The 24433-nt window shown below is 57.2% G+C and carries 24 protein-coding genes; 7 read left to right on the forward strand and 17 right to left on the reverse strand.

Going from position 1 to position 24433, the window contains the following annotated elements:
- Positions 1-14: 14 nt before the first annotated feature.
- The 4 genes from BEQ56_04310 to BEQ56_04325 form a co-directional block, all read right to left on the reverse strand.
- Positions 15-1226: a hypothetical protein gene (locus tag BEQ56_04310; GenBank protein AOH42766.1), complete on the reverse strand. Its 1212-nt coding sequence runs from the start codon at positions 1224-1226 to the stop codon at positions 15-17.
- 34 nt (positions 1227-1260) lie between these two features.
- The gene (locus tag BEQ56_04315) at positions 1261-2397 is read right to left on the reverse strand and encodes a hypothetical protein (GenBank protein ID AOH42767.1); all 1137 of its coding nucleotides are present in this window, start codon (positions 2395-2397) and stop codon (positions 1261-1263) included.
- Between the two features lie 184 nt (positions 2398-2581).
- A complete protein-coding gene (locus BEQ56_04320; GenBank protein ID AOH42768.1) occupies positions 2582-4300 on the reverse strand; it encodes an ABC transporter ATP-binding protein in 1719 nt (572 codons plus the stop codon).
- A 13-nt stretch (positions 4301-4313) separates the two neighbouring features.
- Entirely contained in the window at positions 4314-6053 is a 1740-nt protein-coding gene (locus BEQ56_04325) for an ABC transporter ATP-binding protein (protein ID AOH42769.1), read from the reverse strand.
- A 302-nt stretch (positions 6054-6355) separates the two neighbouring features.
- On the opposite strand from BEQ56_04325, the gene BEQ56_04330 reads away from it, so the two are divergent.
- The 3 genes from BEQ56_04330 to BEQ56_04340 are packed head-to-tail and all read left to right on the forward strand — an operon-like array spanning position 6356 to position 8698.
- Positions 6356-7354 (forward strand): hypothetical protein, encoded by a 999-nt coding sequence (locus BEQ56_04330; GenBank protein AOH44402.1) that lies wholly within the window; start codon positions 6356-6358, stop codon positions 7352-7354.
- The gene (locus tag BEQ56_04335; protein AOH44401.1) at positions 7326-8117 is read left to right on the forward strand and encodes a hypothetical protein; all 792 of its coding nucleotides are present in this window, start codon (positions 7326-7328) and stop codon (positions 8115-8117) included. Before BEQ56_04330 ends, BEQ56_04335 begins: the two co-directional genes overlap by 29 nt.
- The gene (locus tag BEQ56_04340) at positions 8114-8698 is read left to right on the forward strand and encodes a hypothetical protein (protein AOH44403.1); all 585 of its coding nucleotides are present in this window, start codon (positions 8114-8116) and stop codon (positions 8696-8698) included. The genes BEQ56_04335 and BEQ56_04340 overlap by 4 nt, the downstream gene beginning before the upstream one ends.
- A gap of 35 nt (positions 8699-8733) precedes the next feature.
- Here BEQ56_04340 and BEQ56_04345 read toward each other — a convergent pair whose 3' ends face one another.
- The 13 genes from BEQ56_04345 to BEQ56_04405 all read right to left on the reverse strand — a co-directional run bounded on the left by BEQ56_04345 (position 8734) and on the right by BEQ56_04405 (position 19580).
- Positions 8734-9768 carry a UDP-glucose 4-epimerase GalE gene (locus BEQ56_04345; GenBank protein ID AOH42770.1) on the reverse strand — a complete coding sequence of 345 codons (1035 nt, stop codon included), beginning with the start codon at positions 9766-9768 and terminating at the stop codon, positions 8734-8736.
- Entirely contained in the window at positions 9765-10739 is a 975-nt protein-coding gene (locus BEQ56_04350; GenBank protein ID AOH42771.1) for a hypothetical protein, read from the reverse strand. Before BEQ56_04350 ends, BEQ56_04345 begins: the two co-directional genes overlap by 4 nt.
- A 6-nt stretch (positions 10740-10745) precedes the next feature.
- Positions 10746-11057, reverse strand: a complete 312-nt coding sequence (locus tag BEQ56_04355) for a hypothetical protein (GenBank protein AOH42772.1) — start codon at positions 11055-11057, stop codon at positions 10746-10748.
- Between the two features lie 200 nt (positions 11058-11257).
- Positions 11258-13564 (reverse strand): hypothetical protein, encoded by a 2307-nt coding sequence (locus BEQ56_04360; protein ID AOH42773.1) that lies wholly within the window; start codon positions 13562-13564, stop codon positions 11258-11260.
- 41 nt (positions 13565-13605) lie between these two features.
- The gene (locus BEQ56_04365) at positions 13606-14733 is read right to left on the reverse strand and encodes an A/G-specific adenine glycosylase (GenBank protein AOH42774.1); all 1128 of its coding nucleotides are present in this window, start codon (positions 14731-14733) and stop codon (positions 13606-13608) included.
- A gap of 3 nt (positions 14734-14736) precedes the next feature.
- Positions 14737-15039: a hypothetical protein gene (locus BEQ56_04370; GenBank protein ID AOH42775.1), complete on the reverse strand. Its 303-nt coding sequence runs from the start codon at positions 15037-15039 to the stop codon at positions 14737-14739.
- Positions 15040-15042: 3 nt separating this feature from the next.
- Positions 15043-15696 carry a hypothetical protein gene (locus BEQ56_04375; GenBank protein AOH42776.1) on the reverse strand — a complete coding sequence of 218 codons (654 nt, stop codon included), beginning with the start codon at positions 15694-15696 and terminating at the stop codon, positions 15043-15045.
- A gap of 166 nt (positions 15697-15862) precedes the next feature.
- Positions 15863-16111: a translation initiation factor IF-1 gene (locus tag BEQ56_04380; GenBank protein ID AOH42777.1), complete on the reverse strand. Its 249-nt coding sequence runs from the start codon at positions 16109-16111 to the stop codon at positions 15863-15865.
- 41 nt (positions 16112-16152) lie between these two features.
- Positions 16153-16350: a 30S ribosomal protein S21 gene (locus BEQ56_04385; protein ID AOH42778.1), complete on the reverse strand. Its 198-nt coding sequence runs from the start codon at positions 16348-16350 to the stop codon at positions 16153-16155.
- 108 nt (positions 16351-16458) lie between these two features.
- Positions 16459-16989, reverse strand: coding sequence for a hypothetical protein (locus BEQ56_04390; protein AOH42779.1), 531 nt, complete (start codon positions 16987-16989; stop codon positions 16459-16461).
- Between the two features lie 55 nt (positions 16990-17044).
- A complete protein-coding gene (locus BEQ56_04395) occupies positions 17045-17824 on the reverse strand; it encodes a 5'/3'-nucleotidase SurE (protein AOH42780.1) in 780 nt (259 codons plus the stop codon).
- Positions 17821-18750, reverse strand: a complete 930-nt coding sequence (locus BEQ56_04400) for a hypothetical protein (GenBank protein ID AOH42781.1) — start codon at positions 18748-18750, stop codon at positions 17821-17823. The genes BEQ56_04395 and BEQ56_04400 overlap by 4 nt, the downstream gene beginning before the upstream one ends.
- A gap of 71 nt (positions 18751-18821) precedes the next feature.
- Positions 18822-19580, reverse strand: a complete 759-nt coding sequence (locus tag BEQ56_04405; protein AOH42782.1) for a hypothetical protein — start codon at positions 19578-19580, stop codon at positions 18822-18824.
- A 26-nt stretch (positions 19581-19606) separates the two neighbouring features.
- Between BEQ56_04405 and BEQ56_04410 the strand changes: the two genes are divergently transcribed.
- From BEQ56_04410 to BEQ56_04425, 4 genes are all read left to right on the forward strand, one after another.
- Positions 19607-20167: a hypothetical protein gene (locus BEQ56_04410; GenBank protein ID AOH42783.1), complete on the forward strand. Its 561-nt coding sequence runs from the start codon at positions 19607-19609 to the stop codon at positions 20165-20167.
- Positions 20164-22515, forward strand: coding sequence for a hypothetical protein (locus tag BEQ56_04415; protein AOH42784.1), 2352 nt, complete (start codon positions 20164-20166; stop codon positions 22513-22515). Before BEQ56_04410 ends, BEQ56_04415 begins: the two co-directional genes overlap by 4 nt.
- Before the next feature lie 168 nt (positions 22516-22683).
- Complete coding sequence (locus tag BEQ56_04420) at positions 22684-23652, forward strand: ABC transporter permease (protein AOH42785.1); 969 nt, start codon at positions 22684-22686, stop codon at positions 23650-23652.
- Positions 23639-24433 (forward strand): ABC transporter ATP-binding protein, encoded by a 795-nt coding sequence (locus tag BEQ56_04425; protein ID AOH42786.1) that lies wholly within the window; start codon positions 23639-23641, stop codon positions 24431-24433. Before BEQ56_04420 ends, BEQ56_04425 begins: the two co-directional genes overlap by 14 nt.

The following is a 24433-nucleotide window of genomic DNA, read 5'->3' on the forward strand; positions in this document are numbered from 1 at the left end:
TGGGAAAATTTTCGTTAATAAGGTTCGATGATCCGCTGAATCGTCCACCAGCGGTTCCAGTACAGCAGGATCAGCGTGACAAACGGGAAGATCAGATTCAGCGCGGAGACCGGTTCGGCGAACCCGGTATAGAAAAGGCTGACAAGCCAGGGGATCAGGAGAAACGCGGCGCTCAGCGCCAGCGATATCGCGGTCCCGAACCGCTGCCAGCGCTGCATCGCTTTATCCATCGCGTACAGGAACGGGATCCAGAGCAGGTAAAGATTTTTTCCGATATTGGGGATCCCGACGAGGAATCCGGCGCTGAGCGTCATCGCCAGGACCCATTCGAAAGCGCGTTCGTCCTGTTTCGCGTTCAGCGCCCATTCGAGGATCATCAGCAGCGCGATGACGCCGGAAACCGCCCAGGCGATCCGTCCGCCGATTTCCGGCTGCCAGACTTCAATAAAGAGCGCAAAGTACATTGGATTCAGGTATTTATAGTAGTAGATAATCGCGCGCAAAAACTCGGTCGGCCAATTCGGCATGAACAGGAACGAAATCAGGATCAGCAACCCGAGGACCATCATAAACCAGGCGGCAACCGCGCCGCGCCGGTTCGCGAGCGTCCAGATCAGGATCCAGAGGATGGGGAGGAGCGTCAGGCTGTATTTCATCGTTGCGAACGCTAACATGATCCCCGCAAATTCAAGTTCGTTTTCCCGGACGGCGTTGACGGCGACGAGGAGCGCCAGAACGGAAAGGATCCCGATATCTCCGTCCATGGCGGCGAAGGCGCCGTAATACGTGAAGAGAACGAACGAGCCGACGACCGCGGGCGAAAGCCATCCTGAGCGAAGCCGGAGCGCGGCGATCGTTCGAATCGCGATCAGGACGAGCGCCGCTTCGCAGACAGTCATCCAGATTACCAGCGCGGCATCATAATTCCCGATAAACGAGAGCGGAAGCGTCGGGAGCGTCGCGTACAGCGGCAGCGTGAACCCCGATACGCGGACGTCATGCGTATGCCGCAGCACGATATTTTCGAATATCCCGGCGCTGTAGGGGTTCTGGCCCTGCGCGAAGAGAACGCGCCCTGCGAGCCAGTTCGCGTAAAAACTCGCCCCGTAATCGGTCCTGCTGACGAGGAAGACGTTCACGGCGGCGAAAACGATGGTCAGAAGAATAACGACGGATACGACCGAGGGCGAAAGCCCGTAGGTCCGTTTCGGCGGTTCGAGAATCATATCGGCAGGGTCAGGTTTATCCGGTCGGCCCCGGTCAGATCGCTTTCCGGTAGACGCGATGAACCTTGGAGCGTTTCATTCCCAGCCCGTTCATTTCGCGCTGGACTTCTTTCGCGGTCTCGGACATCTGCGCCCCTTCGCCGGTCAGGAAACGCGGATTATCGCGGATAATTTCATGGACCCCGTCGAAGAGGAGCGCGTCGCCGCCTTTGATCCGGTATTCGGATAGGATCCCGAGCCCGTTGACGATAATTCGATCGGTCTTTTTTATTTCCCGGAGAATATCAAGAATCAGGAGCGGGTTCAGGAGGCTGCCGTTATGCCGCTGCATGGCGGCGGAGATATCCGGGAAACCGAGGATGAACCCGATCAGCTCGTCTTTGTCGTTGACGATGAACTTGACGAGGTTGGGATCGACGAAGTTGATCACGTTATCGATCAGAAAGTTCAGGTCGCGTTCGGTCAGCGGAAAATACTCCCAGTTATTCGTAAACGCCTTTTCGTACAGCTGGCCAATCTCTTTCGCGCGGGCGAGGATGTCTTTCCGGTTTTTGAACGTGAAAACCTTGATTTCGCCGCGTTGTCGAACGAGATCGACGGCGCGCGTGACTTTTTCGGGGACGACGACGGTCGATGTATTGAATTCGACCGAGATAAAGTCGGTGACCTTTGCGAGGCCGATGCCTTCAAGGAGCGTCTGATAATACGGGAAGTTATAGGAGGACATGTTCATCGACTGGCGCAGGTTGAAGCCGTCTACGAGAACGCCGTAGCCGTCGAAAAGCGAGAACCCTTTCGGCCCGATCATCTCGTTCATCCCGCGCTCCCGCCCCCAGCCGATCGCCGCGTCAAAGAGCGCGGCGGTAACGTCCGGATCGTAAATCGCGTCGAAGAGGCAGAAGCTCAGGACTTTTTTCTTCTGGTAGTCGTTGAAATGCGGATTGATCAGCGCGGCGATCCGTCCGACGATCCGTCCCGCGCGGTAAGCGAGGAAAAAATCCGCCTCGCCGTATTCGTAAAACGGATGCTTCTTCCGGTTCATCATCATCGCGACGTCGTTTCGAAACGGCGGGACCCAGTTCGGGTCGTTCTTATACAGGTCGAATTGGAATTGGATAAACGCGCTGACGTCTTTACGGTTCCCGGTATCGATTTTGCGGATTTGAATCATATGCCCTCCGACATGACAATTCTTTAATGATCGGGTTTATTTTACCTTTTTTTTCGATAAAAATCGTGTTGGGATGGAAAATCGCCTGCGTTTGCATGGCCGGATTCGCCGGTGGATTGGGGCTGGAAAGAGAACGGACGCCGAGCGGTTCAGCTGGCGTCCGTTCTGTCAGGCGAAACGTGGATTAATACGTAAACGCGTCGGTCAGCCGCGACTTATCGATCATTTCGCGATAGGTTGTAGAGCGGTCGAGGAGCTCCTGATGATTCCCTGCGGCTTCGACAAGCCCGTCTTTCAGGACGACGATCGTATCGGCGTTTTCGATCGATTTCATGCGGTGCGAAATGATGATAACCGTCCTTCCCTTGATCAGGGAGTTCAACGAATCCTGGATCCTCTTTTCGTTCTCGATATCGAGCGCGGCGCTGATTTCGTCTAAGAGAATAATCGGCGAATTTTTCAGGATCGCGCGCGCGATCGAAAGCCGCTGGCGTTCGCCGCCGGAGAGTTTTCCGCCGTTCTCCCCGATCATCGTCTCGTACCCGTTCGGGAGCTTCAAAACGAACTCGTCGCAATTTGCCAAACGCGCCGCTTCCTTGACCTCCTCGTCGCTTGCGTCGGGACGTCCGATCCGAATATTTTCGAGAACGGTGGTGTTAAAGAGAGTGACGTCCTGAAAGACGATCGAGATTTTCTTGAAGAGATCTTCCGTCGCGATGTTCTTCATGTCGCGGCCGTCGATCCGGATTTCGCCTTGGTCATAGTCGTACAGGCGCGAAGCCAGACGCAGAGCCGTCGTCTTTCCGCCGCCGGACGGCCCGACGAGCGCCGTGACTTTTCCGGCGGGAGCGGTGAAGCTGACGCCGTTGATAACGTGGTTATCGTCGTACGCGAAAGTAACATCTTTAAATTCGATCGCGGTATCGCGGATTTCGGCGGATTCGCCGCTTTGAATCGCCGTTTCGTTAATCGATTGGATATTCTTGACGCGGCTGTCAATGTAGAGCATCTCGGCGAAGTTCATCTGGATATCGAGGATCGCTTCGCTGATCCGCGACGAGGCAAGAATATACCCGAGGAGATAAAGGAGCGTTACGCCGTCGTTGGCATAAAGGATCGATCCGACGAAAATGGTTACGCCCAGCATCGAACGGACGATAAACCCGGATAGCGTAACCGGGATTGCCTGCGCAAATTCGGCTCGGATATGGATTTTTTCCGAATCTTCGATTGAGGCGGCGACGTCTTTCCGAGTCGCTTCCTCGAGCCGATAACTTTTAATTTCTTGCTGAAGCTCGATCGCCTGCTGGAATTTTTCGGCGTTTTCGCGAAGCTTGACGAAATATTTATTTGTCTCGCGGATTTGGATCGATTTCGAAAGATAGAGAAACGCGAAGCTGAGAATCGTTGGAATAATAATGCTCAGTCCCAACGGCACGTTCCAGACCAGGAGCAGTATCGAGATCAGCACGAAAGCAATGAGATTGCTGTAGAACTTGGGAATGGCGTGACTGAGGGCGTGTTCTATATCGGTGATGTCTTTCATGATTGCCTGCGCCAAGTCGGACATATCGTGCTTGGAGAAGAACGAAAGCGGGAGCTCTTTTAACTTTTCCGCGAGGTTGATCCGCAACGTTTTCGCTTCCGAATAAACGACCGTATAGGTATCGTTATAGTTAACGTAATATAGGACGAACATGACGAGCGCGCCGCCGCAGATCAGGATCACGAACGTTTGCAGACTGGGCAGCCCGCCTTCAAGCAGCCCCTTGGTAAAAACCATAATGATTATCATTGGAATCATATTCGAAATGGCGAGAAACGCGCCGCTGACAATCGCGCGGATAATTTCCGAAGCGCCGCTGTCGGAGAGTTGGAATCGGTTTTTTAAGTAATTGATCATGGTTTCCTTCTTTTCAGGATACGGCCCAGACGTTGGCCTGGTGATAGAGATCGACTAATTTCTTGTATTCGCCGCTGAGTTTTACCAATTCGGCATGCGATCCGCGTTCGACGATTTTTCCGGCGTCGACGACGAGAATCTCGTCAACGTTCTGAATCGCGCTGAGACGATGCGCGATCATGATCACCGTCTTTCCTTTCATCAGGTTCGCGAAGGCCTGTTGGATCTCGTATTCGTTTTCAGGGTCGGCTGCGGCGGAGGCTTCGTCCAGGATGATAACGTTGGCGTTTTTCAGGATCGCTCGGGCGATCGCGATACGCTGAATTTCTCCGCCGGATAAATGGATCCCCTGGCTTCCGATCAGCGTATTTTCCCGTTCCGGGAATTTCGCCAGTATTTCGTCGCACTGCGCCAGCGAGAGGGCTTTCATGATTTCTTCCCGAGTGGCGTCCGGACGTCCGATCCGGACGTTTTCGTAGATTGTCGTTTTGAACAGTTTCGTATTCTGGAAGACGAACGCGATATTTTGCATAACGGCTTCCTGCGAGTACGTTGTCAGCGGTTTTCCGCCGATCCGGATTTCGCCGCCGTTGAGTTTATAGAAGCCGGAAATCAGTTTCGCAATCGTCGATTTTCCGCCTCCTGAACTCCCGACGAGCGCGTATGTCCGCTTGCCCGGGAGCTTGAAACTCAGATCGTTCAAAACGTATTCGTCGTCATACTTGAAGGAAACGTCGGAAAATTCGATATCGTAATTGCTGAACCGGGTTTCGTTTCCGAAAACGACTTCTTCTTCGCTCATCTCGGTAATGAGATTTTCGATTTTATCGACGACGTCTCCCGCCTGAAGCTTGTACATGCCGACGTACATGACCTTCATGAAACAGTTGAAAAGCAGTCCCGAAAAGACGGTATAAAAGATGACTTTCACGATGATTTCGTTTGTTTCCGCTCCTGCCCCGAACTTAACGAATGCGAGGGGGATCGTAAACGCGACGCCGATGTTCAGAATAACCTGAAACAATACGAACGGCATCCTGCAGCTCAAGGTATACGCATGGGCAGTATCTCCGTATTCGATGATGGCGTTGTAAAAAGAAGTAAACGATTCGAGGCCGCCGCCGAAAATTTTAACGACGGGCATTCCGCGGACGTATTCGACCGCCTGCGCGCCCATTTTTTCTAACGCCAGAGCGTATTTCCGCATGAATTGCTGGTTGCCGGTTGTCAGGTAAATCAGCAGCGTACCGACGATAAGCATAATCACGAACAAAATCCCGAGCCGCCAGTCGACGCTGAACATGATCAGCGTAATCAGGATCGGCGCGAGCGCGGCGACCGTCAAGTCCGGAATCAGGTGCGCGACGATCGTGTGCGTTTGTTCCGTGTTGTCGTCGATCAGCTTACGGATCCGTCCGGACTGATTACGGTCGAAAAAGGAGAAAGAGGCTTTTAAGAGGTTTTCAAGCCCGCGCTTTTTCAGGTTGCTTTCGAGGCGGAACGCGACGATATGCGTCGCGATGAGACTGAAGAAGTAGCTTATCCCGTAAGCTAATAAAAGTCCCGCGATGACGTATGCCGCATGTTTCCCTTCTGTGGTGTTTCGGTTGACGATCAACGCGTTTAAAAATTGATAAAGATACCAGAACGTAATAAACTGGAAAACGGTCGCGATCGTGGTTAGAAAAACGGCGAAAATCGCTAAGAATTTCTTTTCCGGAACATACTTGAGGAGTTTCTTGTAAATTTCCATTTAATTCCTTCTTTAACTTGATAGGATGAATTCGTTAGGCGAACCTAATCGTTAGGCAATTCTAACATTCCTGAGGTCGTCGGTCAAGAATCATTGGCAGCAATTGCTGCCTTGAGCATATTGATTCGAAAATTGCTCTGCTTTGGATCTGGTTTGCGTATCCGTTTGGAAAAACGACGTCCGCTGGGCGCGGATCGGGTAAAATCATTTCAACGCAGAACGCCGTCATGAATTAGATTCTTCAAACTGCAATCCAGGTACAATAAGGGATATCTCAAATCTGATGATGAAAGAGGCGAATGATGAAACATAATTTACCTGTTCGAAAATCAGCGTTAGCCGTTGCGGCGGCGCTGGCGTTTGTTTTGACGAGTCTGACGGGCGTCTTTGCGATCGGCGATAAAGAAGCGCTGAACGTGGGGGCGTTGAACGGTCCGACGGCAATGGGGCTGGTCGATTTAATGCATAAAGCTGAGACTGGCGAAGCGAATTACACGTTCCAGATTTTCGGATCGCCGGACGAAGTCGTCGCCGAACTCTCGACTCAGTCGCTCGACGCGACCGCGATTCCCTGCAACCTGGCATCGGTTCTATATAACAAAACTGAAGGCAAAATCCGGCTGGCGGCGATCAACACGCTCGGCGTCCTGTACGTTGTTGAAACGGGCGACAGCGTCCAATCGGTTGCCGACCTGAAAGGCAAAACGATTTTTGCGACGGGGAAAGGCGCGACGCCCGAAGTTGTCCTGCGGACGGTCCTGACGAAAAACGGTATTGACCCTGACAAGGACGTCACGATTGAATTCAAAAGTGAAGCGACCGAAGTCGCGGCGCTGATGAAAAACGCGGGAGACGCGGCGATCGCGATGCTGCCCCAGCCGTTCGTGACCGCCGCCGCGATGCAGAACGATAAGATTCGCGTCGCCCTCGACATGACGAAAGAATGGAACGCGGTCAGCGACGGGAAAGACCTGATTACCGGCTGCGTCGCGATTCGCGCGGACGTCGTCAAAAAGAAAGCTGAGAAAGTCGCGGCGTTCATGGCCGATTACGCCGCCTCGGTTCAGTTCGTTCAGGAAAACGCGGGGGAAGCGGCGAAGCTGATTGAAGAATATTCGATCGTCCCGAAGGCCGCGATTGCCGAGAAGGCGCTCCCCGCCTGCAACATTGTCTTCATCGATGGAGAAAAGATGAAGACGCTGGCGGAATCATATTTTGAGCTCTTGTTCGAATTTGACCCGAAGACGGTCGGCGGAAAGCTTCCGGCTGAGGATTTCTATTATCTCCCGGCCGCGAAATAAGTCTTTTTTCGTGCGTTTTGGCGCGGCGTGCTTCTGGATTCTCGTCTGGGAGCTCGCCGCGCGTTGGTATGATAATTCGTTGATTCTGGCGTCGCCGAGCCGGACGGCTGCGACGCTGGCGGCGTTGCCGATGGATCCGGCTTTCAGGCTGGCGATCGCGTCCAGTTCCGCGCGGATCGTTACTGGGTTCGCTGGGGCGCTGGTATTCGGCGTCTTCTTCGCTTTTCTGGCCAGCCGGTCGAGCTGGCTGGCGGCGCTTCTCGATCCCCCGCTTCACCTGATCCGGTCGACGCCGATCGCGAGCGTGACGATCCTGATCCTGCTTTGGGTCGGATCGCGGAATTTATCCGTGATCGTTTCGTTTATTTCGGTCGTTCCGATCGTTTATCTGAATACGCTCGCCGGGATCCGGTCGCTCGATCCGAAGCTGCGCGAGATGGCGACGGTTTTCCGGCTTCCGTTTGGAAAACGGCTGCGGTATATCCTGCTCCCGACGGTTTTTCCCTACTTCCGCGCCGCGGTCAGCGCGGGGCTGGGCTTCTGCTGGAAGAGCGGGGTGGCGGCGGAGGTCATCGGGATCCCGTCGAACAGTATTGGCGAGAAGCTGTATCTGGCGAAGATTTACCTGAGTACGGGCGAGCTTTTCGCCTGGACGGCGGTGGTGATCCTGCTCAGCTACCTGTTCGAACGGATCAGCCTGGCGGCGCTGGCGCGGGCGGAGCGATGGCTGACGAAGGCGTCCCCGATTTCGGAGGACGGATGAGCGCCGGGATTACGTTTCGTGAGGTTACGAAGCGGTTCGGTCCGGAGCTCGTCCTGGACCGTTATTCGGCTGAATTCCCGTTCGGCGAGACGACATGCCTGATGGGGCGGAGCGGCGCGGGGAAGACGACGATTTTCCGCCTGATCCTCGGGCTGATCCGTCCGGATTCCGGGACGATCGCGGGGATCGGCGGCGTTCGGGTTGTCGCCGTTTTTCAGGAAAACCGGCTGCTGCGCGGGATGAGCGCGGTGGATAACGTCCTGCTCGTCACGGACGGGCGGGCTGAGGCGGCGCGTCGGTCCTGGTCGCTGCTGGCGCGGATGGGGCTGGATCGGGAGCTGGCGCGGAAACGGGTCGACGCGCTTTCGGGCGGTCAGCAGCGGCGCGTCGCGATCGCGCGCGCGTTGGCGGCGGAGGCGGACGTTGTCCTGATGGACGAGCCGTTAAAGGGGCTGGACGAAGCGACGGCGCGGACGGTTTGCGGCGTGATTTCGGACGAGACGCGGGAAAGGACGCTGATCTTTTCGACGCATGACCGGCGCGAGGCGGAACGGCTCTGCGCGCGGGTCGTGGAGATATAAAAAATTCCGCCGCTCTTACTCTTTCCTTTTTTTCGCTACTCCCAGCTCAGGAGCTTCAGCCGTTTTTCTCCCCATTCGATCGCAGTGCGGATGCCTTCGTCGATCGGGTACTGCGCTTTCCAGCCGAGGAGCTTCGCGGCGCGGTCGGCGTTCGCATATGCGCCGGCGACGTCGCCGGGCCGGGGCTCGGCGGTCTCGATTTTGATCTTTTTTCCGTAAACGCGCTGGAAGGCGTCGACGAGTTCTTTGACCGTCGTCCCGTTTCCACCGCCAATATTGATGACGAGATAGCGGCAGTCCGGATCGCCGTTGCGCTCGAACGCCTGATCAAATTCGGTCAGCGCCTTAACGTGCGCCTGAGCCAGGTCCCAGATATAGATATAATCGCGGATGCCGGAGCCGTCGCGCGTTGGCCAGTTGACGCCGGTGATGGTGAAATGGTCGATTTTTCCCAGTGCGGTATCGACGAGCTTGCCGATGACATGCGACGGTTCTTTGACGTGAATTCCGCTTCGGTATTTCGGATCGGCGCCGATGGGATTGAAATAGCGGAGCGCGATCCCTTTCATTCCGTACGCTTCGCAGGTATCCTTCAGGACCATTTCCATGATGAATTTCGTCCGCGCGTACGGAGAGGACGGGTTGAGGTAGCTGTTTTCCGTGACGACGAAGTCCGGTTTTTCGCCGGGTTTGAGCCTGACGTCGCCGTAGACCGACGCCGACGAGCTGAAGACGATCCGTTTGCAGCCGAGTTCATGCAGAATATGGAACATCTCGTTCGACTTGGCGACGTTTTCGCGGTAATACTCGTACGGGCTGGAGACCGAATCGGGAACGACGATCAGCGCGGCGCAGTGCAGCACGGCGTGAATATCGGGATGATCGCGGAAAATCCGCGTCAGGACGGCGCGGTCCGTAATATCGCCCTGATAGAAAATCCGTCCTTCCGTGAATTCGCGCCGTCCGGTGACGAGCGAATCGAGGATAATCCCGGTATGCCCCGCGTCGCTGAGTGCGGAAATGACGGTGGATCCGATATAGCCGGCGCCGCCGGTAACTAAAAATTTCATGGCGTTGGTTCCTTTCCTGAGGTTGATGCGGATGCGTTGTCTTTTGCGAAGGTTTCTCGGACGATATAGACCGGGCGGTGCTTGACTTCCTGGAAAATGTACCCGATGTAGATGCCGATGAAGCCCAGAATGAACATGAGAATGGCGGCGACGATCAGGAGCATGAACATCAGCGAGCTCCAGCCGGGCGCCAGCGTACCGGTATTGCCGCTGAGCCAGATGGAGAGGACGTAAACGACTTCGGCGATCGCCAGGATCAGGAAAAGCCCGCCGGCGGATAACCCGATATACAGCGGTACGAGCGAAAACGAAAAGATCGCGTCCGAACCGAGCCGGAGCATTTTCCGGAACGAGTATTTCGACGCGCCGGCGATCCGTTTTTCCGGCGTGAACGGGAGGATAACGCTCCTGAAGCCGATCCAGCTGACCATTCCGCGCAGGTAACGATGGAATTCGGGAAGCGAACGGAGCGCGTCGAGCGCCCGCCGCGACAGGAGGCGGAAATCGGCGCCGCCGGGCACCGACGGCGTGTCGGCCAGCCGGTTTAACGCCTGGTAGAAGAGCGCCGAGGTTTTGCGCTTGAAATAGCTGAGAGACGGGTCGGCGAGGCGCTGGGTCTGGACGACGTCGTAGCCGGATTCCGCCAGCGCGATCATTTCGGGAATGAGCCTGGGCGGGTGCTGTCCGTCGCTGTCGAGCGTGACGACGTAGTCGCCGGACGCGGCGTTGAGCCCGGCGCAAAGCGCGGCCTGATGGCCGAAGTTGCGGCTGAGATGAAGCGCGCGGACGCGGCGGTCGCTTTCGGCGATCCGGTTCAGCCGTTCTTCGCTCCCGTCGCTTGAGCCGTCGTTGACGAAAATGATTTCGGTTTGGTACGGAAGCGGGGAAAGAACGGCGCTGAGCGATTGATAAAACACGGTCAGGACCGGTTCTTCGTTATAGACGGGGGCGACGATGGAAACGGTTTTCATTCGGCTTTACAGCGCCGGAACGGCGGACTGAGCTTCCTTTCGTTTTTCAGCGAGCCTTTCCTCCTGGATCAGGCGGAGCTTTTCCCGGTACCCCGCTTCAGTCTTCAGCCAGAAGCTCGCCGAAGGGCCGGTATTCTTTTCGAGCCGGTTCGCTGAATCTTCGTCGATCCTCAGCGTTCCGGCGATCAGGTTCCGCATCTTGTCGAACGTGATCCCGAGGGTTTCGGTGAAATCGAATTCCGAAATTCCATGGTCTTCGAAGAGTTCTTCGAGCGTTGCGTCCGGAGGCGTCGCTATACAGATCGTACTGAAAATCATCTTGCTGCCTCCCTTGTTCTCAGTGATAGTCCACAATTTCAATGATGCACACTGCCTGGCCGTCTATTTCAATTTTTTTCGAATATCAGTCTGTACGGATGCATCAAATAGAAACGTGACGATCATATGACGGCTGAACCTTAATAGTTAATTGTAATGTTTTTTTTCTCACTGTCAAAACCGTTCGCTGTCAAAGCGCGTCAGCGTTTCTTCAGCTTCGAGAGCGACACGATTAATTTCTTGTCGCCGCCTTTTTCGAATCGGACGCGGACGACCTCTTCCCCATCTTCGATCAGGCTTTCAAGAACGAGGCCCGTTCCCCAGAGCGGATGCGCGACCGGGTCGTTCGCTTTGAACTTCTGCGCAGGGAGCCCCGCGGCGGCGGCAGGCTTTTTTCCGCCCGTCGAAATCGCGGACGAGCTCGCGAAAATCGATTCGGCCGATTTCCCGGAAGACGCGCAGGAGCGCGGAGAATCCTTGATCCTGATCTTCGAGACCCAGGTCGGTTTCGATTCCCAGCGCGGGTTTTCGCCGCTCCGCCGTCCGGCTGAAAAGCCTGCGCCGATCGATCCGGCGGAAGGGTTTTCGATAACCTGAATCAGGTTTTCGGGGATCGAATTCAGGAAGCGCGACGGAAGCGTCGTTTCGATCGACCCGAAATTCATTCGTCGTTCCGACCGCACGAGCGTCAGCTCGTTCCGCGCTCGGGTCATCCCGACGTAAAAGAGGCGGCGCTCCTCGGCCATTTCTTCCGGGTCGTCGAGGCTTCGGACATGCGGAAGGGTCCCGTCGTCCAGTCCGACGATGAAAACCCGGTTGAATTCGAGCCCTTTAACCGCGTGCAGCGTCATCAGCGTTGGCAGGTCGCTGTTATCGACGATTGTATCCTGATCGGCGACGAGGGCTAAATTCTGAAGAAATTCCGAGATCCCGCGGTCCTCGTATTCGAACGCCATCTGCCGAAGTTCCTCGACGTTTTCCCATCGGTCCGTTTCGTCCGGATCCTCGGTCAGGTAGCTTCGATAACCGACGTCGAAGATGACCTGATCCAGGAGGGCGACGATCGAGGGATCGCCCCTGAGCCTTTCGGTCCAGCGGACCAGGAGCGCGCCGAAGTCGGCGACGGACAGCGCTCCGCGGCCGATATCGGGCCAGTACGGCGATTCCGGGCCGTTTTTCCCGAGGTCGAGAAGGACTTTTCCGACGCTCTGGCCGGCTTCAAACGCGGCCATGCGCAGGTTCTGAAGCGTTTTCCCTCCGATCCCGCGGGCCGGTACGTTGATAACGCGCGTCAGGCTGATTTCGTCGTCCGGGTTATAGACGAGCCGCAGGTACGCGATCAGGTCCTTGATTTCGCGGCGTCCGTAGAACCGCTGTGCGCCGACGATCCGATATTGAAGGCCGCGATGCAGGAAGGCGTCTTCAAGAAGCCGCGATTGATTATTCGCACGGTAAAGGACGGCGAAGTCTTTTCCCGAAGCGGTCCGATTCGCGATCATGGCCGAAATCGTATCGACGACGTACCGCGCCTCCATTCGGTCGTCCTCCGCCTCATAGAAACGGATTTTATCGCCGTCGCCGCGGTCGCTGAAAAGCGCTTTTGGCGTGCGGTTGGCGTTGTTGTCGATAACGGCGCGGGCGGCGTTGAGAATATTCTGGGTCGAGCGGTAGTTCTGTTCGAGGAGAATCTTTTTGCATCCGTTGAAATCCTTCTCGAATTGCAGGATATTCCTGTAATCGGCGCCGCGCCAGCGGTAGATCGACTGGTCTTCGTCGCCGACGGCGAAGAGGGAGCGGTTGACCGACGCGAGCTTGCGGAGGAGCTGGTACTGGGCGGCGTTGGTGTCCTGAAATTCGTCGACGAGAATCTGCTCAAAGCGTTTCCCGTACCGTTCGCAGACGTCAGGATGATCCTGCAAGAGCCGGTGCGTATACAGGAGCATGTCGTCGAAGTCGACGGCGTTGCTGAGACGGAGCGCTTCCTGATATTTTTCGTAGACGCGGGCGACGATCTCGCTGCGGTAATCGCCGCGCGGCATGTCCTTCGCGAAGAGGAGGTTATTCTTGGCGTTGGAGATTTCGTTATGGACCGACTGCGGCCTGTAGAGTTTATCGTCGATATTTAATTCTTTCAGGATCCGCTTGATCAGCGTGAGCTGATCGTCGGCGTCCATGATGACGAAGTTGCTGCTGACCGGGAGAAATTCGGCTTCGCGGCGCAGGATCCGTCCGCAGATTGAGTGAAACGTTCCGATCCAGAGCGAGCCGCTGACGGTTTCGCCGAGGATATCTTCGACACGGCTGCGCATTTCGTCGGCGGCTTTGTTGGTAAAGGTGACGGCGAGGATATGATACGCCCGGATATTCAGGTCGCGGATCAGGTAAGCGACCCGCTGCGTCAGGACGCGGGTCTTTCCCGATCCCGGGCCGGCTAAGACGAGTACGGGTCCGGGCGGCGCGGTGACGGCTTCGTATTGCGCTGGGTTCAGGTGTGAATAATCGTTCATGTAGACTCCTCTCCGTCCGGCGATCCGCCGGTTTTTTTCAGTTATTCAGCTGGATTTGGAAGACCGGTCAGCGGCAGCGATTTTTCGTCGAGCCAATTCCGCGCGATCGCGCGGTCGACCTTCCCCATCGGGTATGCGTTCAGTTCCGACGGCCCGGCCCAGGTCAGCGCGTCAGCGCTCAACGGCTCCGCTTCGGCGTTCGCGGGAATCGTTCCGACGAACGCGTGCAGGATGATTTTGAAATGTGTGAAGGCATGCCGGTACACGCCGAAAGGGCGTCGCGGACTGAAATCGACGCCGAGCTCTTCGCGAATCTCCCGCCGGATACAATCCTCCAGACTTTCGCCCGCTTCAACTTTTCCGCCGGGAAATTCCCAAAGCCCGCCGAGGAGGCCGTTTTTCGGGCGGCGCGTCAGGAGGAGTCGTCCGTCCCCGTCCACAATGACGGCGGCGGTCACGGTCAGCGTCGGCGCTGGCGCTTTCTTTTCGACGACCGGACGGTCGCGGACTGTCCCGCGCGCGGCCGCCAGGCAGTCGTCCCGCAGCGGGCAGATCGGGCAGCGCGGCGCGGCCGGAGCGCAGATCGTCGCGCCAAGATCCATCAGCGCTTCGAGGAAATCGCCCGGCGCCACGCTGACCTTCGGATCGGCCAGGAAGCGTTCGCTGATTCGTTTTAATTCAGCTTCCGACGCTTTCGATCGCAGCGGCGCGGATAAATCAAAAAGGCGGGAATAGACGCGGCGGACGTTCCCGTCGATCGCCGGAACCGGGTTCCCGAACGCGATCGAGGAGATCGAGCCGGCGGTATACGGCCCGATTCCGGGAAGCTTCGCCAGGGCGTCCGGATCGGACGGAAGTTCGCCGCCATAGTCGCGAACGACGATCCGCGCGGCGCGATGGAGCGAGCGGGCGCGCGAATAATAGCCGAGCCCTTCCCAGCGTTTCAGAACGTCCTGTTCCCCGGCGGCGGCCAGGTCCGCGATCGTCGGAAAAGCTTCGAGCCATTTTTGATAATAAGCGATAACGGTATCGACGCGCGTCTGCTGGAGCATGATCTCCGAGATCCAGACGCGGTACGGCGTCCGCTCCTCCCGCCAGGGAAGGCCGCGCCGATTCGGGCCGAACCACGCGAGAAGTTTCGCGCTCAGCGGGTCCGTGTCGAGCGCCATGAGCTACAGCTGGAATTCGTTCCGCGCGGGGACGAGCTTATCCTCGAAGTCGAGAACGTACTCCTGAAGCTTTTCCAGGAGATCATGCCATTCTCTGGAATTCATCCGCTCTTCGGCTTCGGCCTCTCCGGGCAGGAGCGCCGTGACCATAACCTGCGGCCTGTCGCCGTAGACGGTCGCCCAGGCGTCGTTCAGCTCGAATCCCAGCCGGTTCATATTCGGGACGAATTTCCGAACCAGAAAATCGAAATATTCCTGCTCATGGTTCGGGAGGATATTCCAGGTCATGATCAGCTTCAGTTTCATCTTCTAAGCTCCCGCGGCGTTTTCATTCGCGTCCGGATCGTCCGATTCATCGTCGTTCGCTGAAGAAAGCGGATGATTCAGGATAATGACCCTGGTTTCCTCGGGGAGGTTGGCGGGGTTCGTCGCTTTGAAGCTGTTCATGACGTCTTCCGTCTGCGAAATCCCCATTTCTTTCAGGAATTTTCCGAGCGGATCGAGCTCCAGTTTGCAGAGCGGATCGCTGTACGCCATGGGGATAACGATATTGGGTTTGATCATGCTGACCAGCTCGACGGCCTGCTGCGCGTTGAGCGATCCGTTCCCGCCGATCGGAACGAGCATGATATGCGCCGTTCCGAAGGATTCGATTTCCGACATGGTCGGGAGATAATCCAGCTTGCCGAGATGGGCGACGAAAACCCCGTTCATCTCGATCACGAAAACGGTGTTCCCATGCTGCTGACGGGCGTGATCCTGATACCCGTCGATAAAAATCTGATTGACTTCATATTCGCCGGGGCCGGTGATGACGAACGGGTCGGCTTTCGCGCCGCGGACCGCCGCGATATGACGGTGATTCGGCGAATTGGCGGACGAGGTAATGATATCCGCTTTGAGTTTCAGCGGCTCGAACCCCGTGACCGCCGCGTCATACGGGTCGCAGACGACCGTTCCCATTCCTCTTTCCGTGATCCGAAAGCAAGAATGCCCATACCAGGTAATTTCCATCCATCCTCCCAAAAAGCTTCCATCGTAAGGCTTCTGAAATTATACACGACGGAGCGCGGAAAAAAAGACCCGCTCGGAAGAACGGGTCGAAGCGGCAAATCGGCAGGAAGGCGGCCTATTCGCTCGGCGTCGGTTCGCTTTGTTTACGCTGACGGAAGACGATCCGACCGCGGGTTAAATCGTACGGCGACATTTCGACGCGGACCTGATCTCCGAGGAGGATACGAATGTAAAACTTGCGCATTCGGCCGGACAGGTAAGCCAATACTTCATGTCCATTCTCCAGACGGACGCGGAACTGCGTTCCGGGCAGCGCTTCGATTATTGTACCGTCAACGGTAATCTTGTCTTCTTCTTTCGCCATAACCTTCCTGTTTCCTGTTGATTCCTTCGCCCAGCTTTGGATTATTCCTTACCGGGGGCGGAGCGGCGCTTGAGGCGTCGCAGCGTTTTACTGCGTTCGACGCGGTTCGTTTCGCTCTTGGAAACGTACCATCGCTTGCGGCGCACGGTGCTCAAAATGCCGCTTTTGACGACCTTCTTGCGGAAACGTTTCAGCAATTGATCCTGCGATTCATTCTGTCGTAAAACTACGCTTGTCATCTGTTCTCACCTCCCCTCACGTTCGGGATGAAGCTGAGGGACGGTCTTTCCGCACCCTGAGTATAAGATTATACGCGGAAGAGCAGGATCCGTCAAATTCGCGCGGGACTAATAAACGTATATCTGCACGGTCAGGATGGTCCCGAACGACAGGTTATTATCCGAGAAGATTTTCCAATTCCCCTCGTACATTCCCGCTTCCTCCGGCGCGGTGAGGTCGAGCGCGAGGACGACGTTTTCGCCCGAATTCGCGTTCGGAAACGGCAGGCTCGCGGGAGAGCCGAAATTTTCGCCCGAAATAAATCGCAGCTTATATTCCGGGTTCCATTTACAGCCGCTGTTATTGCGGATCTCCCATTTCTTCGTGAACGCTGTTCCGGGGGTCAGGACGGTTCCGTCGGGAATCGTCAGGTCCCGAACGAAGTAGAAGCTGTCGGCGCAGTGGACCGGGGTTCCGGTTGGGGTGAGCGTTGAAGCGTCGCGCGTCGGGAGCGGCGCGGTCGGGACCGGCGTTTCCGTTTTGGCGGGCGTTGGCTCGATCTTCAAGAGCGCCTCCAGCCGGGCGCAGCCGGCGGCGGACGCGGCGACGGTCAGAAGGATCAGGCTGATAACAGCCTGGGCGAATCGGCGGGAGGACATGGATTTCATCTTTCTTCTTTCAAAAATAAAAATAAAGAGCGCGGATTCGTACCGCCTAATTCCAGACCACCTTGCGCAGCGCGGCGAGTTCCTCCCGCGCCGTCAGGTCCAGGTGAAGCGGGGTGACGGAGATATTTCCGCGCGCGATCTCGCCGCAGTCGGTCCCGGGATGGGTATCGCCTTCGGGTTTATCTCCGCCGAACCAGTAATAAGGCCGTCCGAACGGGTCGACCCGGCGGATCAGTTCGTCACGGTAGACGCGTTCGCCCTGGACCGTGATAACGAATTCGGATTGTCCTCTTTTCAGCGTTTCCGGATCAGGGAAGTTGAAATTCAAAATCGTGAACGGCGGGAGCGCGATCCCTGAAAACGTCCGGATCGCGCGGCGAAGGTACGGCTTGACGATATCGCGGTTTTCGGCGTAACTCCCGGGTTCGTCGAGCGAAAACGCGGCGGCGCGCATCCCCCAGATCGTCGCTTCGAGCGCGGCGGTGACCGTTCCGGAGTAAGTAATATCGCGGCTGACGTTATTCGTCGGATTGACGCCTGAGAAGACGACGTCGATTTTCTTATTCAGGAAGCCGAGCCCTGCGAGCGCGCTGCAGTCGGACGGGCTATGGTCGCAGGCGTAAGCGGGCGCTCTGCCGACGGGCGCGGCCGGGTCGACACGCATGGAGCGGCCGAGGGCTTTCTGATGACCCGTGGCGGACCAGTTCCGGTCCGGCGCGATAACGGTTACATTTCCGAATTCGGAAGCGGTTTCGGCGAGGAGCGCGATCCAGGGCGCCGTGATCCCGTCGTCATTGGTAACGACAATTTCGAGCGGGGTTTTCATAAAGAATTCCTTTCTGTATCATGCGGACGGCCGGGGTCGTCGATCTCCGCCCGTGACGTCAGCCAGGCGGCGATAAAAATCAGCGCGCCGCCGACGAATTGAATCGGGAGAGGACGCTCGGACAGGAGGATCATCCCGAAGAGCATCGCGAATACGGATTCCAGTCCGAGAATATTGGCGGCGTGCGCCGGGTTCGCGTTTCGCATGCCGATCGCCTGAAGCGTGTATCCGCCGCCGGCGACGATCAGTCCGGCGTAGAGGACGATCGGCAGGCTTTCGAGTACCGGACGGAGGTCGCCCCGATCGGCGACTCCCCAGACCGTGAGGTTCATCACGGCGCAGACGAAAAACTGGCTTGCAGAAAAAACGAGCGGATCGATTTCATGGATGACGAGCTTAATCGTTAATATCTGGACCGCCCAGAGGACCGCGCCGAGGAAAACGATAACGTCGCCGGGGGTTATCCGGGCGAGCCCCAGTCCGGCGGTCGTGAGCAGGTATAACCCGATCGCGGCCAGCGCGGCGGCGAGGAGCGCGTTCGCCGTCAGCTTCGTTTTTAAAAAGAGCGCCGACAGGAACGGGACGAGGACGACGTAGAGCGTGGTGATAAAACCGGTGTTGCCGACGGTCGTCAGCGCGATCCCAGCCTGCTGAAGCGTGGCCCCGCCGAAGAGCAGGACGCCGTTGACGAGGATCCCGAAGATTTCTGTCTTTCGCCTGGGGAAGCGGAAGCGCGCTAACGCGAAGATAAAAAGCGACGCGGCCAGGTACCTCCAGCCGTTAAACGCGTAGGGCGACATGCGTTCAGCGGCGATTTTTTGCGGTATGAAGCCCGTTCCCCAGATCAAAGCGGCAAGCAACAGGATCAGCGACGCAGCGGTGCGCTTTCTTAGGACGGGTGGCTGGGAATCAGGACACGGTTTCATTCGGATTTTATGGGTCAGGTTTTCATGCTGCCCCGGCGGACGAAACGCCGTCGGGCCCGGAATTCGTTTCGTCAGAGTGTTTTCATCTTTTTGACGTTGGCGCGGTGAACCGACCGTTCGGCCGCGGGCTGTTTCGTCATTGAGATCGTTTTTCCTTCGATCAGCGCGCTCAGGTAATCGGCGGTCTCGGTCAATCTCTCCGCTCCGCCGACGTCGCCATGCCCGGGAACGACGAGCCGGACGCGCGGATCCGACGCCCAGTTCCGCAGCGCCGCGATCCAATCGGGAACGAGGCGCGGGTTGGTAATTTCCGGGACGGTTTCAACGGCGTCGCCGACGAGGAGCGCCCCAATCTCCGGGCAGAAGGCAAAAATCGAATCGATCGTATGGCTCGGGCAGGGGATCAGATCGAGCGTTTTCCCGCCCAGGTCGAGCGAGACCGGCTGGTCGAAGATGACGTCGGGCGGTTCAAGCGTGACGTCGGCGAAAAAATCGCCGTAGCGTTTCTGATACCGTCGGAGAAGCGAAGGGAGTTCGTTCGCGAAACGGTCGGTCGCGGCCTGATGCGCCATGATTGCGTCGAACGGAAACGCGCCCGTCCCCCAGCAGTGATCCCAGTCGGCATGAGAATAGACCGCGATGACGCGATGATCCAGCGGGATCAGCTCGTCGATAAAGCGGAGATCGTCCGGTTTTGAAAGCGTGTCCCAGACGACGGTCGTTTTTTCGCCCTTCAGGATCGCGCCGTTGACGAGCCAGTCCTGGTTGGGAAGGAAGCGCGCCTGCGTCAGGATCAGGTCATCGCTGAGGTACTGATAATTCTGCTGCATAAGTTTCAAAATTATAAGCGGAAAGCATGGGCTTCTGTCTTGATTTCGGTGTGTTTTATGCATCGGCGGTCCTCATCGCGACAAGAACGTTTATAATTTTGGGGATGGAAATCGATCAGGGCGGACGTATCAGGAATGTAAAGCTCATGGATCCGGGAATCAGCGATTATTGGGCGATCGCGCGCCTGGAAAAGGAGTCGTTCGGAGAGGACGCCTGGACGGCGCTGGACATGATCCCGGTTCTGCTGAATGGGGATATTTTCCGTTGCAAGGCGGTCTCCGAAAGCGACGGACGGTTGATCGCGTTCGCGGCGGCGGAGTTCAATCGCAGCGCGAAAAGCGCTTTCCTTCTGACGATCGCGGTCGCGGCGGAAGCGCGCCGGCGCGGGCTCGGGTCGCTGATGCTGCGGGGGTGTGAACGCGCCTGCTCCGAACGGTTCGCGGGAGGGCGGATGAAATTAACCGTTTCGACGGTTAATAATGCCGCGATCGCGCTTTATCGGAAACATGGCTACCGGCGGGTCGGCGAGCTTTCGAATTATTACGGCGAAGGCCGGGACGCATATTTAATGGAAAGAAGTTTATGAATGAGTTGACGCGGAAACGGCTGTTTCAAGGGGTTTTGATATTTTTTCTTCTGATCGGGGTCTTTTTTCGCTTTTATAACCTGAATTGGGATTCCGGCGCGCTGCTGCATCCGGACGAATACGGCTTTGCGAATACGCTGACGCGGCTTTCGTTCCCGTCGAGTCTCGGCGATTATTTTAATACTCGTCTCTCGCCGCTCAGTCCATATAATAAGTATGACGAAGCCGGGGTCAGGACCGCGGACGGGCCGGATAACCGGATGCGCTGGGGCCAGCTTCCGATTACGCTGATCCGGCTGACGGCGGAGATTTTCCGGACGACGGGCTATTCCGAAGCGCGGATGACCGGGCGCGTCCTGTCGGCGCTGGCGGACGTTGGGTCGCTGCTGCTGCTCGTTGCGATCGGGATTCGTCTCTTCCGGGACCGGACGGTCGCGCTGCTGGCGGCGGCGCTGAGCGCTTTGGCGGTGATGCAGATTCAGCAGTCGCATTTCGCGACCTCGGATAATTTCGCGGTCCTGTTCGTCATGCTGACGATATTCGCCGGAGCCCGGATCGCGTCCGAGCCTTCGCTTGAACGCGGCGCTGAAACGGGCGTGTATCGCGTTCCGGCGGGTGCGTTCCGGCGCTTTATCCTGTTCGGGATTTTTCTGGGAATGGCGACCGCCTGCAAGATTAATCAGGTCGTCGCCGCGATCGTGATTCTTCCGGCGGCGTTCTTATCGATCGCCGATGTCAGGCTCTCGCGCCGCGGCGATTTCCGCGAAGTTTTCGGGAGGGTTTTCGGGTTATGCTGTCTGGCGGCGATTTGCGCGCTGATTTCCTTCCGGATTTTTCAGCCGATGAGTTTCCGCGCGGCGAGCGGCGATACGTCGTTTTTTACCTGGCGTCCGAATCCGGATTGGCTGGACTCAATGGCTGTGTCGGCGATCGAGTCGAGCGGTCTGGGCGGCGGGCCTCCCGCGGAGCAATGGGCCCACCGGCTCCCGATCATCTTCCCGCTGGTGAACATGATCGGGTATGGGATGGGGCTTCCGCTGGGGTTGACGGCGTGGGCGTTGATGGGATGGGCTTTCGTCCGGATCGTGCGGATGAAGGAGGACTGGCGCGCGCTGCTGATCCCGTTTGGCTGGGCGTTCGTTTTCTTCGTCTTCATGGGGACGCGTTTTGTCAAGAGTATCCGCTACATGCTGCCGGTGTATCCGATGCTCTGCCTGATCGCCGCGTGGGGTTTGATCCGGATGACGCGGTCGGCGCGGAAGGACGCGCGGATCGCAGGCTGGATCTGGCTGTCGCTGGCGCTCGTGGGAACGGGGACGTGGGCGGCGATGTTCGCCGCGGCGATTTATGCGCAACCGCATTCGCGGGTCGAGGCGGTTCGCTGGATGTACCGCGAGATTCCGGCCGCGATTCAGTTTGAAAGCGGCGGCGCGGACGGCGAAATCACGGCGGAAACGAAGATTGTCCGGGTCTTCGCGGCGGATTCCGTCGAAATTTCGCCGGATAACGGGCATGATATCGGGTTCAGCGTCGAGGAAGCGGCGCTGGTCGGGAGGCTCCGCTTCGCAAAGGCCGAAATTCCCGCCGGGACGCGTTCCCGTATCGGCGTCCGCGTTTTAGATGGAAGCGGCGCGACGCTCATGGAGGAGATGGCAGCGCTGACAGGAACCGGCGCGCCGGTTGAAATTCTTTTTCCGCTGACCGACGCGCTCCCGCTTTCGCCGGGCTTCTATACGCTTCGCCTTTCGGCGGACACGACGGTCCGGCTTCGGCGGAACGTGATCGCGAACGAGAGCTGGGACGAGGGGCTTCCGTTCCGGCTCGACGGATTCGATCCGTTTGGCCAGCTGTATACCGGGATTACGAATGAGATTCGCTGGAGCGATTCGGAAAGCAAGAAGGAGATGCTCCTTGACGTATTGAAACGCGCCGATTATCTCGTTCTTCCGAGCCAGAGATCGATCTGGTCGGCGGTTCGGATCCCGAAGACGTATCCGATGACGCTTCGCTACTATGAGGCGCTTTTCGACGGTTCGCTTGGTTTTACGAAAGCCGCTTCGTTTTCGCGCCCGTTCCGGTTGGGGGACGTTTATATTTCGGATCTCGTCGGAGAGATCAGGATCGGCGCCGCGCCGGAACTTCCGATTTATAACCTGCGCCTTCTGGCGGCGGAGGAGGCGTTCAGCGTCTACGACCATCCGCCCGTTTGGATTTTCAGGAAGACGGACGCTTTTTCGATCGAGAAGGCGACGGAAATTCTGGATTCGGTCGATTTGTCCGCTGTTAAAGTTCAGGGTCCGCGCGAGGCGGAATGGGACGACGGGTACGCCGCGCCGGCGCTCTTTTAGATTCAGCGCTTCAGGGCGATAAACTGTTATAATCGTCGGCGTCCGGTTCGTCTGCGTGGAATGGAGCTTCCGGCGGTCCGGCGGCGATAATCAACTTGTCCATGCGCGCGATTTTTTACCGGGCGGCATGATAGAATTCGAAAGATTAAACCTTTTATCGGAGCTGTTGTGGCTGAAATTATTGGGAACGCGATTTCGTTAGGGATTCTCTGGGCCGTTTTAGCGATCGGCGTATACGTAACCTACCGGATGTTGGATATTGCGGATTTATCCTGCGAAGGGGTTTTCCCGCTGGGGGCGGCGATTACGGCTCGGGTCCTTTCGGAAAACGGCGATCCGATCGTCGCCTGTCTGCTGTCGATCGCCGGCGGCGGGATCGCGGGCGCGGTCACCGGGATCATGCATACCCGATTGAAGATCCCGATCCTGCTCGCCGGGATTCTTTCGATGACGGGGCTGTATTCGGTTAATTTACGCGTCCTCGGAAAGGCGAATATTTCGCTGCTGCGGATTCCGACGCTGTACTCGAAATTTCAGGACGCGTTCGGGCTGCGCGCCGACGTAGCGACGTTTTTCGTCGGGTTGATCGCCGTCGCGTTGATTATCGCGGTTTTGTGGTGGTTCTTTAATACGGAGCTGGGTTATTCGCTTCGCGCGACCGGAAACAACGTTCACATGATCCGCGCGATGGGCGTCGATACGGATTCGATGTTCATGATCGGTCTGGTGATCAGCAATGCGCTGATCGGGCTGGCCGGCTCGCTCATCGCGCAGAAACAAAGCTTTGCGGATATCGGGATGGGGACCGGGACGATCGTTATCGCGCTGGCGTCGGTGATTATCGGAGAGGTCCTTTTTGGGCGGAATACCGTCTTGCGGCATATGATTTCCGTGTTTCTGGGTTCGATCGTTTACCGGATTATTATTTCGCTGATTCTGGAAATCGATTTCAGCGTCAGCCTTTTCGGGGTGTCGTTCGATATTGCGGTTGAGCCGACCGATTTGAAGCTGTTCACGGCGATTCTGGTCGCGGCAGCGCTGTCGCTGCCGGTCCTGTCGAAGCGGATTCAGGCGCGGAAGGCGCTGACGACGCGAAACGAGGCGAAGAAAGAGGGTCCCGCGAATGCTGGAAATTAATTCGATTACCAAGATCTTTGATCCCGGGCTGGTCAGCGAGAAAACGGCGCTGAACGGATTGAATTTATCGATGGCGGACGGGGATTTCGTGACGATTATCGGCGGGAACGGCGCGGGGAAGTCGAGCTTATTGAACGCGATCGCCGGCCGGTTTTACCTGAACGCCGGGACGATCACGATCGACGGCGTCGATATTACCGATTTCCCGGAATTTAAGCGGGCGCAGTGGATCGGGCGCGTTTTTCAGGATCCGATGATGGGGACCGCCTCGAACATGACGATCGAAGAGAACCTGTCGATTGCGATCCGCCGCGGAAAGAGCCGGACGCTGAACTGGGGGATTGGCCGGGGCGAAAAGGAGCTTTTCTTTTCGCAGCTCAGGCAGCTCGATCTTGGGCTCGAGGACCGGCCGAAGACGAAAGTCGGCCAGCTTTCCGGCGGCCAGCGTCAGGCGTTGACGCTCCTTATGGCGACGATCCGGAAGCCAAAGCTCCTTCTTCTTGACGAACATACCGCCGCGCTCGATCCAAGCACCGGGCGGAAGGTCCTGAGCCTGACGCGGAAGCTGATCGAAGAGGAGAAGCTGACCGCGCTGATGGTGACGCATAACATGAAAGATGCGCTTTCGTTTGGGAATCGGACGATCATGATGCACGAGGGACGGATTATCGCGGATATTCGCGCCGAAGAAAAAGCGCGGATGGACGTCGAGGACCTGATTGGATTATTCGAGGTTAATTCGAAGAGCGCGCTGGCGAACGACCGCATGCTGCTGGGATAA

Source organism: Anaerolineaceae bacterium oral taxon 439 (genome assembly GCA_001717545.1).
Classification (GTDB): Bacteria; Chloroflexota; Anaerolineae; order Anaerolineales; family Anaerolineaceae; genus Flexilinea.